10 protein-coding genes are annotated in these 14,675 nt (G+C 71.3%); 7 read left to right on the top strand and 3 right to left on the bottom strand.

Annotated elements, in window-relative coordinates; all coding sequences use genetic code 11:
- Nucleotides 1-59: 59 nt before the first annotated feature.
- A complete protein-coding gene (locus AB0A94_RS04670) occupies nt 60-1,058 on the bottom strand; it encodes an aldo/keto reductase (protein ID WP_361738825.1) in 999 nt (332 codons plus the stop codon).
- 75 nt (nt 1,059-1,133) lie between these two features.
- On the opposite strand from AB0A94_RS04670, the gene AB0A94_RS04675 reads away from it, so the two are divergent.
- From AB0A94_RS04675 to serA, 6 genes are all read left to right on the top strand, one after another.
- Complete coding sequence (locus AB0A94_RS04675) at nt 1,134-2,087, top strand: 2-hydroxyacid dehydrogenase (protein ID WP_361738828.1); 954 nt, start codon at nt 1,134-1,136, stop codon at nt 2,085-2,087.
- Between the two features lie 414 nt (nt 2,088-2,501).
- Nucleotides 2,502-5,495 (top strand): EAL domain-containing protein, encoded by a 2,994-nt coding sequence (locus AB0A94_RS04680; protein ID WP_361738831.1) that lies wholly within the window; start codon nt 2,502-2,504, stop codon nt 5,493-5,495.
- Between the two features lie 230 nt (nt 5,496-5,725).
- Nucleotides 5,726-7,576, top strand: a complete 1,851-nt coding sequence (locus tag AB0A94_RS04685; protein ID WP_361738834.1) for an acetolactate synthase large subunit — start codon at nt 5,726-5,728, stop codon at nt 7,574-7,576.
- Between the two features lie 35 nt (nt 7,577-7,611).
- Nucleotides 7,612-8,136 (top strand): acetolactate synthase small subunit, encoded by a 525-nt coding sequence (ilvN, locus tag AB0A94_RS04690; RefSeq protein ID WP_030866294.1) that lies wholly within the window; start codon nt 7,612-7,614, stop codon nt 8,134-8,136.
- 117 nt (nt 8,137-8,253) lie between these two features.
- Nucleotides 8,254-9,252, top strand: a complete 999-nt coding sequence (gene ilvC, locus AB0A94_RS04695; protein WP_073936415.1) for a ketol-acid reductoisomerase — start codon at nt 8,254-8,256, stop codon at nt 9,250-9,252.
- A 237-nt stretch (nt 9,253-9,489) separates the two neighbouring features.
- A complete protein-coding gene (serA, locus tag AB0A94_RS04700) occupies nt 9,490-11,079 on the top strand; it encodes a phosphoglycerate dehydrogenase (RefSeq protein WP_361738838.1) in 1,590 nt (529 codons plus the stop codon).
- Nucleotides 11,080-11,130: 51 nt separating this feature from the next.
- On the opposite strand, the gene AB0A94_RS04705 is transcribed toward serA, so the two are convergent.
- Nucleotides 11,131-12,678, bottom strand: a complete 1,548-nt coding sequence (locus tag AB0A94_RS04705; RefSeq protein ID WP_361738841.1) for an MFS transporter — start codon at nt 12,676-12,678, stop codon at nt 11,131-11,133.
- Nucleotides 12,679-12,762: 84 nt separating this feature from the next.
- Here AB0A94_RS04705 and AB0A94_RS04710 point away from each other — a divergent pair, with 84 nt between their 5' ends.
- On the top strand, nt 12,763-13,350 hold the full coding sequence (locus AB0A94_RS04710) for a TetR/AcrR family transcriptional regulator (protein ID WP_361738844.1): 588 nt from the start codon (nt 12,763-12,765) through the stop codon (nt 13,348-13,350).
- Here AB0A94_RS04710 and AB0A94_RS04715 read toward each other — a convergent pair.
- Entirely contained in the window at nt 13,331-14,566 is a 1,236-nt protein-coding gene (locus AB0A94_RS04715; RefSeq protein ID WP_361738847.1) for a helix-turn-helix domain-containing protein, read from the bottom strand. The genes AB0A94_RS04710 and AB0A94_RS04715 overlap by 20 nt on opposite strands.
- Between the last annotated feature and the right edge of the window lie 109 nt (nt 14,567-14,675).

The raw sequence follows: 14,675 nt of genomic DNA on the forward strand, positions 1-14,675 counted from the left end.
TCCCGAAGTTCCCGATCGCGGACCCCCGAACCGCGGGATCGCCGCCGCCGGTCCGCCGTTCAGTCCCACGACCCCTGCGCCGCGGGCAGTTCCGCGATCTCCGCGAGATCGCGCTCCGTCAGGCGCAGGTCCACCGCGGCCGCGTTCTCCGCGACCCACCGCTCCCGCTTGGCGCCGGGGACCGGGATCACCTGGCGGCCCCGGCTCAGCACCCAGGCCAGCGCCACCTGCGCCGGGGTGACGTGCTCGCCGTGCCGGCGGGCGACGCGGCGCAGACCGGCCACGATCGGCTGGTTCGCGGCCATCATCTCGGCCGTGAAGCGGGGGTGCCGGGCGCGCAGGTCGTCCGCCTCGAAGCCCACGCCGGGCGTCAGCGTCCCGGTCAGGAAGCCGTTGCCCAGCGGCATCGCCGCCAGGAAACCGATGCCCCGCGACGCGCACCACGGCAGCAGCGCCCGGAGCGCCTCCGGCGACCACACCGACAGCTCTGCCTCCACCGCGCTCACCGGGAAGACCTGCTGCACCCGCTCCAGCTGCCGGATCGTCGTGTCGTGCAGCCGCGCCCCCTGCCGCCGCGCCGAGCGGGCCCCCACCGCGCACAGCCCCAACGCCCTCACCTTGCCCGCCTGCACGAGCTCGGCCATCGCACCCCAGGTCTCCTCGACCGGGACCTCCGGGTCGGCGCGGTGCAGCTGGTAGAGGTCGATGACGTCGGTCTGGAGCCGGCGCAGCGACGCGTCGCAGGCCCTTCTCACGTATCCGGGGCGGCCGTTGGCCACGATGTGCTGATCACCCACCAGCAGTCCGACCTTCGTGGACACGAAGGCGTCGGCGCGCCGCTCCTTCAACACCCGCCCGAGCAGCAGTTCGTTGGTGAACGGGCCGTACATGTCGGCGGTGTCGAGGAGCGTCGAGCCCGCGTCCAGCGCCCGGTGCACCGCCCTGAGCGACTCCTCGCCGCGCTGCCGGGACGTGCTGTAGGCCCAGCTCATCGGCATGCACCCGAGTCCGACGGCCCCCACCGCGAGCGCCCCCGCGCCGATCGTCCTGCGCTCCACCTGGTCGTGACCCTCCCTCTCCGGCCCCCCAACCTAACCTCTGCGTCCCCGCGCTCCTGAACTAGCCTCCGGACCATGACTGCTGCTGACGTATGGCTTCCCATTCCGCCGGACGAGATCGAGGGCCTTCCCGAGGGGCCGCACTACCGTTTCTGGGACGGCGCCGAGGAGTTCCCCGCCGACCCGGCCGACTGCGCCTTCTACGTCGTGCCCTACATGAAGCCCGCCGGGATCGGCGTGCGCCCGATGCCGCTGATGCGCTCCGTCCGCGTCGTGCAGACCCTGTCGGCCGGCACCGACCACGTGGAGCCCGGCCTGAAGGACCTGCCCGCCGGCGTACGGCTGTGCAACGCGCGCGGTGTGCACGAGGCCAGCACCGCCGAGCTCACGCTCGCGCTGATCCTGGCCTCCCTGCGCGGCATCCCCGATTTCGTGCGGGCGCAGGACAAGGGGGAGTGGCGCGGCGGGTTCCGGCCCGCGCTCGCCGACAAGAACGTGCTCATCGTGGGCTACGGCTCGATCGGCGCGGCCATCGAGGACCGGCTCGTTCCGTTCGAGCTCGCGCGGGTGGCGCGCGTCGCGCGCTCCGCACGCACCACGGAGCGCGGACCGGTGCACCCGCTCACCGAACTGCCCGCCCTGCTCCCGGAGGCGGACGTCGTCGTCCTGTCCACGCCGCTGACCGAGGCCACCCGGCACCTCGCGGACGCCGCGTTCCTGGCCCGGATGAAGGACGGCGCCCTGCTGGTGAACGTGGCCCGCGGCGGCGTCGTCGACACCAAGGCGCTGCTCACCGAGGTGGAGAGCGGCCGCATCACCGCGGCCCTCGACGTCACCGATCCCGAACCACTGCCCTCGGAACATCCCCTGTGGCGGGCGCCGGGCGTCCTCATCAGCCCGCACGTCGGCGGACCCACCTCCGCCTTCCGGCCGCGCGCCGAGCGGTTGCTGGTCAGTCAGTTGCGTCGTTATCTGAACCGGGAGGAGCTCGGCAACGTGATCCTGGTGACGGGAGCGGAGGCCCCGTAGTCCGCTTCGAGTACCGTCCGCGTTTCTCCGGGCGCGGTGGGTACTCATATATCAGTTGATCGTTACGGAGCGTAGAGAAACTATGTCCCTGAGTGACGATACTGGTGTATCGTCCCGACAGGGGCCGCGCCGCTGACCGACGGCGCGGGGGGCAGGACAGTGCGGACAGTGAGGGGGGCGACGGACGATGCACGGCCCATGGACGAGCGATCCGACGCGGCGGAGCCGTCGGCGACGACCGCTGCGCACGGCCGCGCGCAGCCGCGGCCACCACAGCGGCCACCACACCCGGCACCGCGGCCCTCACGACGGTCCCGGCCGTCACCGCCCCGGGCACGGCGGCCGCCGCGGACACGCCCACCTGGTGCACCGGGGACCGAAGGGCCCGGGGGCGGAGCGGACCGGGAGGTGCCGGTGAGCGCGCCGACCCCCACCCCCACGCTCGACGGAGCACTGCGGCAGCAGCCCGCGCCGACGGCGCCGCCGTCCGGCGCACCGGCCGCCGGCCGCCGGCCCGGTCCGGCCGCCCAACTCGTCCTGGCCCTGGTCTGCGCCGCCTACGCCGTCGGCGCCGCGTTCGGCTGGGGCTCGGAGCGCCTCGCGCTGATCATGGGCGACTTCGGACTGAGCGCCGCGGCCGGTGCCGCCGCCGTGTCCTGCTTCGTCTACGCACGCAGCCCCCACACCCGGTTCCGGCCCGCCTGGGTGATGTTCGGCCTCTCCTCGGCCATGGCCTCCCTGGGCAACCTGGTCTGGGGGTGGTACGAGGTCGTCCTCGGGCTTCCCGTGCCCAGCCCCAGCTACGCCGACCTGTTCTTCCTGTGCTTCGCGCCACCCGCCATCGTGGGACTGCTGGTGCTCGCCAAACGGCCCGTGACCAAGGCCGGCTGGGTCTGTCTCTCCCTGGACGCCTGGCTGATCGGCGGCTCCCTGCTCACCCTCGCGTGGAGCCTCGCACTCGCCCAGGCCGCCCGGGCCGAGGGGCCGGACGTCGCGCACACCGCGCTGTCACTGGCGTACCCACTGCTCGACATCGCCCTGGTCAGCATGGTGCTCGCGCTGCACTTCCGGCGCTCGGAGGTCAACCGGTCCGCGGTCAACACCGCGATCGGCGCGCTCGCGCTGACCGTGATGTGCGACGCCCTGTTCACCTCTCCGCTGCTGCACGCCGGTTACCGTTCCGGACAGCTGCTCGACGCGGGCTGGTTCGCCGGCTCGCTGCTCCTGGCGTACGCCCCCTGGACCGCGCCCCGCGGCGGACGGCCCGAGCCGGACGGGCACACACGCGTGGTCCGCGAGCACCTGCCCGGCCGGTGCGGCCCGCCGGACCACCACCACGGGCCGCCGCCCGACGGGCCCACCCGGTATCCGCTCTCCCGGCCCATCGCCGGTTCCCTCGCCGCACTCACGCCGTACCTCGCCGCGGCCGTGTGCACCCTGGGCATCCTCTACAACGTCCTCAACGGCCGCAGCGTCGACCGCGTGGTCCTGCTCACCGGGGGCACCGTGGTGCTCGCGCTCGTCGTGCGCCAGGGCATCATGCTGCTCGACAACATCACCCTGACCCAGGAACTGGCGCGGCAGGAGAACCACTTCCGCTCCCTGGTGCAGGGCTCCAGCGACGTCATCATGATCGCCGCCCCCAGCGGCATCCTCCGCTACGTCTCCCCGGCCGCCGCCGGGGTGTACGGCAGGCCCGCGGAGGAGCTGGAGGGGACCGAACTGGCCAGTCTCATCCACCCGGAGGACCTGGGCTGCGTCGTGCACGAGGTACGCCGCTTCCTCGCCGCCGACCCGGTCGAGGAACCCACCACCCGGATCGAGTGCCGCTTCCGCTCCGGCGGTGGGGGAGGCTGGCTGAACGTCGAGTCGACCGTCAACCGGCACCACGGCGGCCTGATCTTCAACAGCCGCGACGTGACCGAACGCGTGCGGCTCCAGGCGCAGCTCCAGCACAACGCGGAGCACGACCCGCTCACCGACCTGCCCAACCGCGCCCTGTTCACCCGGCGCGTCCAGCAGGCCCTGTCCGGCCGCCGCGCCTCGGACCGCGGGGCCGCCCTCAGGGGCACGGCGGTGCTCTTCATCGACCTGGACGGCTTCAAGGGCGTCAACGACACCATCGGGCACCAGGCCGGGGACGAGCTGCTCGTCCAGGCCGCCCGCAGACTCCAGGACGCGGTCCGCAAGGGCGACACCGCGTCCCGGCTGGGCGGCGACGAGTTCGCGGCCCTGATCGTCGGCGACGGCGCCCGGGACCGGGACGCCCGCGAGCGGCACATCCTGGAGCTCGCCGACCGTCTGAGAGTGACCCTCTCCCAGCCCTACGTCATCGACGGCAACGATGTCCGGGTCAACGCCTCCATCGGCGTGGCCTTCGCCGAACCCGGCCTCGGCGCGGGCGAACTGCTGCGCAACGCCGACCTCGCCATGTACCGGGCCAAGGCCGCCGGCAAGGGCCGCGTGGAGCTGTACAAACCGCAGATGCAGCAGGACGTGGTGCGCAGGGCGGAGCTGGCCACCCGGCTGCGCGCGGCGCTGCACCACGGCGAGTTCGCCCTGCTGCACCAGCCGGTGGTGTCCCTGGAGGACGGCCGGATCACGTCGGTCTGCGCCCAGGCGCGCTGGCGCTCCTCCCAGGGCGTGCTGTTCACTCCCGCGGAGTTCCTGCGCGTGGCCGAGGACAGCGAGAAGACCGCCGAGCTGGGCCGCTGGGTGCTGGAGGAGGCCGTGGAACAGGCCGCCGAACGGCACGCGACCGGTCTGCCCGTCCCGGTGGCCGTCCGGCTGAGCGCGCACCGGCTCCTCGACCGGTCACTGCCCCTGGGCTCGATCGAGGCCCTGCTGACCCGGTACGGGCTGCCGTCCGGCTCCCTGGTCGTCGAGCTGGCCGACACCGGCCCCAGGGTGTCGCTCGACGAGCTGGAGCGCCGGCTGACCGTGCTCAAGCGGCTCGGCGTCCGGATCGCGCTCGACGGCTTCGGCAGCGGACCCGGGACGATCATGGCTCTGAGGCGGCTCCCCGTCGACGTGCTGAAGCTCGACCGGGCTCTGGTCGACGGCGTGGCGGAGTCCGCGCGGCTGCACAAGATCACCAGTGGTCTGCTGCGGATCGCCTCCGACCTCGGGATGCAGTCCGTGGCCGACGGCGTGGATCTGCCCGAGCAGGTCGTGGCCCTGCGCGCGATGGGCTGCACGCACGGCCAGGGCAAGGCGTTCTCCGGGCCGCTGGACGAGTACCGGCTGCGCAGGGCGCTGGCCGCCGGGCACTGTCCGGTGCCGCCGGGACCGGCCGAACCCGTGTTCGTCGGCCGGGGTTCCGGGGTGTACTCCACCGGGGTGACCGCCGTACTCCAGGGAGGTCCGGTGCTGCGCTCACATAATGAGACTCCCGTCCCACCCACTTGACACTGGGTGCGCGCCGGGTGGAGGGTCAGTGCCATGCGCACCCGAATTCTCGTACTTGGAAAGCGCGTCGGCTGACGCTGAGCCTCCACCGCTCAGCGACCACCACCCGGCGCGCTCCCCTCGCTTGCCTTACGGCACGAGGGGTTTTTTGTTGCACAGGCACCTGCCGAGCAGCACGCGTGACCCGTACAAACTTCGCAAAAACCCTCAGCATCGAGAAGAGAATGCCGATGACCGAGCAGGCCACCGGGGCCCATCACCCGCAGCCCCGGCCCCGATCCGGAGGACAGTCCGCCCCCGTCGAGCACGTCACGGGCGCACAGTCCCTCATTCGCTCTCTCGAGGAGGTCGGCGCCGACACGGTATTCGGCATTCCCGGCGGCACCATCCTGCCGGCGTACGACCCCCTGATGGACTCCACGCGGGTGCGCCACGTGCTGGTCCGCCACGAGCAGGGCGCCGGCCACGCGGCCACCGGTTACGCCCAGGCCACCGGCAAGGTCGGGGTGTGCATGGCGACGTCCGGTCCGGGCGCCACCAACCTGGTCACCCCGATCGCGGACGCGCACATGGACTCCGTGCCGCTGGTCGCGATCACCGGGCAGGTCGTCTCCAAGGCGATCGGCACGGACGCCTTCCAGGAGGCGGACATCGTCGGCATCACCATGCCGATCACCAAGCACAGCTTCCTGGTCACCAAGGCGGAGGACATCCCCAGGGCGATCGCCCAGGCGTTCCACATCGCCTCCACCGGCCGCCCGGGTCCGGTCCTGGTCGACATCCCCAAGGATGTCCTCCAGGCGAAGACCACCTTCTCCTGGCCGCCCACCATGGACCTGCCCGGCTACCGGCCCGTCACCAAGCCGCACGCCAAGCAGATCCGCGAGGCCGCCAAGCTGATCACCACCGCGAAGCGGCCGGTCCTCTACGTCGGCGGCGGCGTCCTCAAGGCGCGGGCCACCGCCGAGCTGAAGATGCTCGCCGAACTCACCGGAGCGCCCGTCACCACCACCCTGATGGCGCTCGGCGCGTTCCCCGACAGCCACCCGCTGCACGTGGGAATGCCGGGCATGCACGGTGCGGTCACCGCCGTCACCGCGCTGCAGAAGGCCGACCTGATCGTCGCCCTCGGAGCCCGCTTCGACGACCGCGTCACCGGCAAGCTGGACAGCTTCGCCCCGTACGCCAAGATCGTCCACGCCGACATCGACCCGGCGGAGATCGGCAAGAACCGCGCCGCCGACGTGCCGATCGTCGGTGACGCCCGCGAGGTCCTCGCCGACCTCATCCAGGCCGTCCAGAAGGAGCACGCCGAGGGCGGCAAGGGCGACTACACCGCCTGGTGGAAGGACCTGAACCGCTGGCGCGAGACCTACCCGCTCGGCTACGACCAGCCCGAGGACGGCTCGCTCTCCCCGCAGCAGGTCATCGAGCGCATCGGGCAGCTGGCGCCCGAGGGCACGATCTTCACGGCCGGCGTCGGCCAGCACCAGATGTGGGCCGCGCACTTCATCCAGTACGACAAGCCCGCCACCTGGCTGAACTCCGGCGGCGCCGGAACCATGGGCTACTCGGTCCCGGCCGCCATGGGGGCCAAGGCCGGCGCCCCCGACCGCGCCGTCTGGGCGATCGACGGCGACGGCTGCTTCCAGATGACCAACCAGGAGCTCACCACCTGCGCCCTGAACAACATCCCGATCAAGGTCGCCATCATCAACAACGGCGCCCTCGGGATGGTCCGCCAGTGGCAGACCCTCTTCTACAACCAGCGGTACTCCAACACGGTGCTGCACTCCGGCCCCGGCGCGGACGGCACCGAGAAGAGCGCCGGCACCCGCGTCCCCGACTTCGTGAAGCTGTCGGAGGCCATGGGCTGCTACGCGATCCGCTGCGAGGACCCGGCCGACCTCGACAAGGTCATCGAGGAGGCGAACTCCATCAACGACCGCCCGGTCGTCGTGGACTTCATCGTCCACGAGGACGCGATGGTGTGGCCGATGGTCGCCGCCGGCACCTCCAACGACGAGATCATGGCCGCCCGGGACGTCCGCCCCGACTTCGGCGACAACGAAGACGACTGAGAGCCGTCAGGACTTTCAAGCAGAGGAAGCAGATCATGTCCAAGCACACGCTCTCCGTCCTGGTGGAGAACACCCCGGGCATCCTGGCCCGGATCGCCGCCCTGTTCTCCCGCCGCGGCTTCAACATCGACTCGCTCGCCGTCGGCGTCACCGAGCACGCCGACATCTCCCGCATCACCATCGTGGTGAGCGTCGAGGAGTTCCCGCTGGAGCAGGTCACCAAGCAGCTCAACAAGCTCGTCAACGTGCTGAAGATCGTCGAGCTCGAACCCGGGCAGGCCGTCCAGCGCGAACTCGTTCTGGTGAAGGTGCGCGCCGACAACGAGACGCGTTCCCAGATCGTCGAGATCGTCCAGCTGTTCCGCGCCAAGACCGTGGACGTCTCCCCGGAGGCCGTGACCATCGAGGCCACCGGCAGCAGCGACAAGCTGTCCGCCATGCTCAAGATGCTGGAGCCGTTCGGCATCAAGGAGCTCGTCCAGTCCGGCACGATCGCGATCGGACGCGGTGGCCGTTCCATCACGGACCGGTCGCTGCGCGCCCTGGACCGGTCGGCGTAAGACCCGGAGAGGGCGGCCGGCGACGACCCGGCCGCCCGTATTCCGAGACCGAGAAACTTCCCTTCCCCTCACCGGCATACGGTGGGACGCAACACCCGCACACAAGGAGAGAACCCAGTGGCCGAGCTGTTCTACGACGCCGACGCCGACCTGTCCATCATCCAGGGCCGCAAGGTCGCGGTCATCGGTTACGGCAGCCAGGGCCACGCCCACGCCCTGTCGCTCCGTGACTCGGGCGTCGACGTCCGTGTCGGTCTGCACGAGGGCTCCAAGTCCAAGGCCAAGGCCGAGGAGCAGGGCCTGCGCGTGGTGAGCCCGTCCGAGGCCGCCGCCGAGGCCGACGTCATCATGATCCTGGTCCCGGACCCGATCCAGGCGCAGGTCTACGAGGAGCACATCAAGGACAACCTGAAGGACGGCGACGCGCTGTTCTTCGGCCACGGCCTGAACATCCGCTACGGCTTCATCAAGCCCCCGGCCGGCGTGGACGTCTGCATGGTCGCCCCCAAGGGCCCGGGCCACCTGGTGCGCCGTCAGTACGAGGAGGGCCGCGGCGTTCCCTGCATCGCCGCCGTCGAGCAGGACGCCACGGGCAACGGCTTCGCGCTGGCCCTGTCGTACGCGAAGGGCATCGGCGGCACCCGCGCCGGCGTCATCAAGACGACCTTCACCGAGGAGACCGAGACCGACCTGTTCGGCGAGCAGGCCGTCCTGTGCGGTGGCACCGCGGCGCTGGTCAAGGCGGGCTTCGAGACGCTGACCGAGGCGGGCTACCAGCCGGAGATCGCCTACTTCGAGTGCCTGCACGAGCTGAAGCTGATCGTGGACCTCATGTACGAGGGCGGCCTGGAGAAGATGCGCTGGTCGATCTCCGAGACCGCCGAGTGGGGCGACTACGTCACCGGCCCGCGGATCATCACCGACGCCACCAAGGCCGAGATGAAGAAGGTCCTCGCCGAGATCCAGGACGGCACCTTCGCCAAGAACTGGATGGACGAGTACCACGGCGGCCTGAAGAAGTACAACGAGTACAAGCAGCAGGACTCCGAGCACCTGCTTGAGACCACCGGCAAGGAGCTGCGCAAGCTCATGAGCTGGGTCGACGAGGAGGCGTAAGCCCTCGCGCCCCGCGGCGGTGCCGTTCGCCGGCACCGCCGCGGGGCTCCGGCCCTGACCCGGCCTCTTCCGGGTGATCATTCCGCAGAGGCGCAAGACGACCCGCCCCGCGCCACTAGACTGCTGCACAACAAACGCGTCAGGCCCACAGTGTCGTGCGTCTTCCACGCGGCTAGCACTTCTTCACCGCCTGCGGCCGTCGGGACGGCCGTCCGCATTGGACTTGTGAGGACTCACGTGAGCTCGAAACCCGTCGTACTCATCGCTGAAGAGCTGTCGCCCGCCACCGTCGACGCACTCGGCCCGGACTTCGAGATCCGCCACTGCAACGGTGCGGACCGCGCCGAGCTGCTCCCGGCCATCGCCGAGGTGGACGCGATCCTGATCCGCTCGGCCACCAAGGTCGACGCCGAGGCGATCGCCGCCGCGAACAGGCTCAAGGTCGTCGCCCGTGCCGGCGTCGGCCTGGACAACGTCGACGTCTCCGCCGCCACCAAGGCCGGCGTGATGGTCGTCAACGCCCCCACCTCGAACATCGTGACCGCCGCCGAGCTCGCCTGTGGTCTGATCGTCGCCACCGCGCGCAACATCCCGCAGGCCAACGCCGCGCTGAAGAACGGCGAGTGGAAGCGGAGCAAGTACACGGGCGTCGAGCTCGCCGAGAAGACCCTCGGTGTCGTGGGTCTGGGGCGGATCGGCGCCCTTGTCGCGCAGCGCATGTCCGCCTTCGGCATGAAGGTCGTCGCCTACGACCCCTACGTGCAGCCCGCGCGGGCCGCGCAGATGGGCGTCAAGGTGCTCTCGCTGGACGAACTGCTCGAGGTCTCCGACTTCATCACCGTCCACCTGCCCAAGACCCCCGAGACCCTCGGCCTGATCGGCGACGAGGCACTGCGCAAGGTCAAGCCGAGCGTCCGCGTCATCAACGCCGCGCGCGGCGGCATCGTCGACGAGGAGGCGCTGTACTCGGCGCTCAAGGAGGGCCGCGTCGCCGGCGCCGGCCTGGACGTGTACGCCAAGGAGCCGTGCACCGACTCCCCGCTGTTCGAGTTCGACCAGGTCGTCTGCACCCCGCACCTCGGCGCCTCCACGGACGAGGCGCAGGAGAAGGCCGGTATCGCCGTCGCCCGCTCGGTGCGCCTCGCCCTCGCCGGTGAGCTGGTCCCGGACGCGGTGAACGTGCAGGGCGGTGTCATCGCCGAGGACGTCAAGCCGGGCCTGCCGCTCGCCGAGCGCCTCGGCCGGATCTTCACCGCGCTCGCCGGTGAGGTCGCGGCCCGCCTCGACGTCGAGGTGTACGGCGAGATCACCCAGCACGACGTGAAGGTGCTGGAGCTGTCCGCGCTCAAGGGCGTCTTCGAGGACGTCGTCGACGAGACGGTGTCCTACGTCAACGCCCCGCTGTTCGCCCAGGAGCGCGGTGTCGAGGTACGGCTGACCACCAGCTCGGAGTCGGCCGACCACCGCAACGTCGTCACCGTGCGCGGCACCCTCTCCGGCGGCGAGGAGATCTCGGTCTCCGGCACGCTGGCCGGCCCCAAGCACGTCCAGAAGATCGTCGCGGTCGGCGACTACGACGTGGACCTCGCGCTCGCCGACCACATGGTCGTCCTGCGCTACGAGGACCGTCCGGGTGTCGTCGGCACAGTGGGCCGCATCCTCGGCGAGGCGGGCATCAACATCGCCGGCATGCAGGTCGCCCGCGCGACGGTCGGCGGCGAGGCGCTCGCGGTGCTGACGGTCGACGACACGGTGGCCGCCGGGGTGCTCGGTGAGCTCGCCGCGGAGATCGGGGCGACGTCGGCGCGGTCGGTGAACCTGGTCTGACCTGTTCCGGGGCTCCGCCCCGGCCCCCGTTCGCCGCGAACGGGCTCGTTCTCAGACGCCGGACGGGCTGACTCGATCAGCCCGTCCGGCGTTTTCCGCGTCCGCTTCCTCCCGCACCCGCACCCGGCGCAGCGCCACCGATGCCAGGACCGCCGCCCCGGCGAACACCGCGGCACCAGCGATCGCCGCCGCGTTCATCCCTCGCGTGAAGGCGTCCCGAGCCGCCGTCGCGAGGGCGTCTCCCGTCTGCCCCGGCAGTCGCTCGGCGACGGCGAGCGCGCCGCCCAGCGTCTCGTGGGCCGCCGCCGGAGCGGAGTCCGGCATCCCGCTCCGGTAGGCGGCGGTGCCGATGGAGCCGAGGAACGCCATGCCCAGCGCCCCGCCGAACTCGGCTCCGGTCTCCATCAGGGAGGAGGCGGAGCCCGCCCGTTCCACCGGAGCGGCGCTCAGCGCGAGGTCCATGATCTGGGACATCACCGCGGTGACGCCCATGGCGAGCACACCGCAGGCGACCAGGACGAGTACCAGGTCGTCCGTGTCCACGAACGACAACAGCGCGTAACCGCACACGGCGGTGGCGAAGCCCGCCGTCACCACATGAGCGCGGTTGACGCCCTTCTGCACCAGATGGGTCGCGAACGGTGCCGCGAAGCCGACGGGAACCGACGGCGCCAGTGCCCACAGGGCCGCCTCCAGAGCGCTCTTGTCGAGCACCGACTGGATGTACTGCGTGGTGAAGAACGCCGAACCCATCATCCCGAACATGGTGACCAGGTTGAGGGCGGCGGCCGGGCCGAAGCCGCGACCGCGGAACAGGACCGGGGAGATCATCGGGAAGGCGGTCGTCCGCTGCCGGTACACGAACAGGGCCGCGAAGAGCAGGCCGACGGTGACCGACATGACGTACCGCACGTTCCATCCCTCGGACGGGATCTCCTTCAAGCCGTAGATGACCGGCAGCACGGCGGCCATGGACAGCGGGACGCTCGGCCAGTCGAAGCGGCCCGGATCGGGGTCCTTGGACTCCGGCAGCAGGACCGGGCCGAGGGCCAGCAGCAGAGCCATCGCCGGCAGGTTCACCAGGAAGACCGAGCCCCACCAGAAGAACTCCACCAGCAACCCGCTCAGCACCGAGCCGAGCGCCACGCCCGCCGTCATCACGGCGGACCAGATCGCGATCGCCTTCGCCCGCTGGGCGGGATCCATGAAGAGCGAGCGCACCAGGGCCAGTGTGGAGGGCATCAGGGTGGCACCACCGATGCCGAGCAGCGCGCGGGCCGCGATCAGGGTCTCGGCGCTGTGCGCGTACGCCGCCACCAGGGAGGCGGCGCCGAACGCGGCGGCGCCGATCAGCAGCAGCCTGCGGCGGCCGATCCGGTCGCCCACCGAGCCCATGGTCATCAGGAGGCCGGCCACGGCGAAGGCGTAGATGTCGAAGATCCACAGCTGCTGGGTGCCGCTCGGTTCCAGGTCCGCGCTGATCTCCGGGACCGCGAAGTAGAGGACGGAGACGTCCATCGAGACCAGCAGCAGCGGAAGCATCAGCACGGCGAGCGCGGTCCACTCACGGCGGCCGGCACGGGGCGGATTCGGTGTCATGCCGGGGACTGTACGCATGTCTTATACGACTGTCTAGAACGACTGTATAATACGCGTGTATGGACAGGTGGGTAAGGTGGCTCCATGGGACACCGTGAGGATCTGCTCGAGGGCGCCAAGCGCTGCCTGCTCGCCAAGGGGTTCGTGCGCACCACGGCGCGCGACATCGTCAAGGAGTCGGGGACCAACCTGGCGTCCATCGGCTACCACTACGGGTCCAAGGACGCCCTGCTCGCGCAGGCCTACGTCGCGCTGGTCGAGGGGATGGGCGGCGCCTTCGACGGCGACGGGACGGTGGACGCCGCCGCGCCGGGCTCCCTGGAGCGGTTCGAGCGCGTGTGGTCGAACATCATCGGCACCATGAAGGACCCCGGCTCCGTCTGGCGGCTCAGCATGGAGGTGCTCGCCCTCGGTGACCGGCTCCCCGAGGTGCGCGATCGGCTGGCGGCAGCGCAGCGCGAGGCCGGACGGGGGCTGATCCCGCTGCTGATGGGCGGCCGTGAGGAGGACGTGTCCGACGAGGACGCGGACACCCTCGGCCAGTTCTATGTGACCCTGATGACGGGCCTCATCGCCCAGTGGACCTTCGATCCGAAGTCGGCGCCCGACGGCGAGCAGTTGACGGCCGGGCTCCGCCGGGTGATCGAGGCCGTTACAGACGGTGCGCCTTGAGCGCCATGTGCAGCAGCAGCCGGTCCTCGCCGTCGTCCAGGTCCAGGCCGGTGAGCTGTTCGACGCGGGACAGGCGGTAGTAGAGGGTCTGTCGGTGGATGCCCAGCTCCGCCGCCGTGCGGCCGGCCTGGCCCGCGCGGTCGAGGTAGACCTCGGCGGTGCGGGCCAGTTCGGTGTGCGCGGGGGAGAGCAGAGGGCCGACGGCGGGGTCGTGGGCGGCGCCCGGGGGCAGTGCGGTCAGCAGCCGGAAGGGGCCGATCGACGCCCACCGGGCGACCGGCCCGAGCCGTGGCTCGGCCAGTGCCGCGCGCGCCGACGCCGACGCCTCCGTCCAGGCCGCGCCCAGTTCGGCGAGACCCGCGCGGGGCGCGGCGATCCCGGCGGCCGCGGGAGGGCCGCTCCGCCCTCCCGGACCACTCGAACCCACCCGCTCCAGCAGCCGTGAGGCCGCCGTCGTCGCCGGGGCCGGCACGTCCGTCGAGCGCAGCCGCAGCAGCAGGGCCAGCGACAGGGCGGTGGCGCCCCACGGCAGAGTGCACAGCGCCGTCGCCCCCGGCACCGTACGGACCGAGGGGGCGTCGTCCGGATCGATGGCGGGCCAGGGGGCGACACAGACCACCGTGTACGGACCGTCGGCGCGGTTGCCGAGGGCGGTGCGCAGCTCGGCGACCGCCATCTCCCGCTGCCAGTCCCGCTCCGCCGTCAGCACCGCCCGCAACTCGCGCGTGAGGTCGGCGCCGTGCTGCGCCTCGTCCGCGAGCAGCGCCCCGATCCGGGCCGTCACCCCCATGGCCGCGCCCAGCTGCCGCTCGGAAGGGCCCGGGTCGTAGTCGAGCAGCCAGACGTAGCCGAGGACGACTCCCCGATGGCGCACCGGCAGACAGATCCGTCCCCGGTGGACACCCGCCTCGGGAGTGCGCGGGATGCGGACCGGGCCGGTCGCCCGGGTGATGCCGAAGCCCTCGAACCAGGCGCGGACGGCGGCCGTCGAACGGCGGGTCAGGATCGAGCGGGTGCGCACCGGGTCCAGCGCGGACGGATCGAGGTCGCCCTCGCTGTCGTACGCCCCGAAGGCGATCAGCTCGAAATCCCGGTTCTCCAGGGTCGCCGGAGCGCCGAGCAGCTCCGAGATCTCGTCCACCAGCTCCTGGTAGTCGTCCCTGTGTTCCGACGTCACACGGGCATTCTGCCGCAAAGCCCCGGGCTCTTCATACATCTGTCTGAGAACCTCGGCGCGGATGCGTGACAGCTGTCGATGGCCCACGATCGGGGGCATCCGTAGGTTTCACGGTGGTTCTCCGTGCCGTATCCGAATCGTCGGGTGA

This window comes from Streptomyces sp. NPDC044984, from assembly GCF_040646935.1.
In the GTDB taxonomy this organism is placed as follows: Bacteria; Actinomycetota; Actinomycetes; order Streptomycetales; family Streptomycetaceae; genus Streptomyces.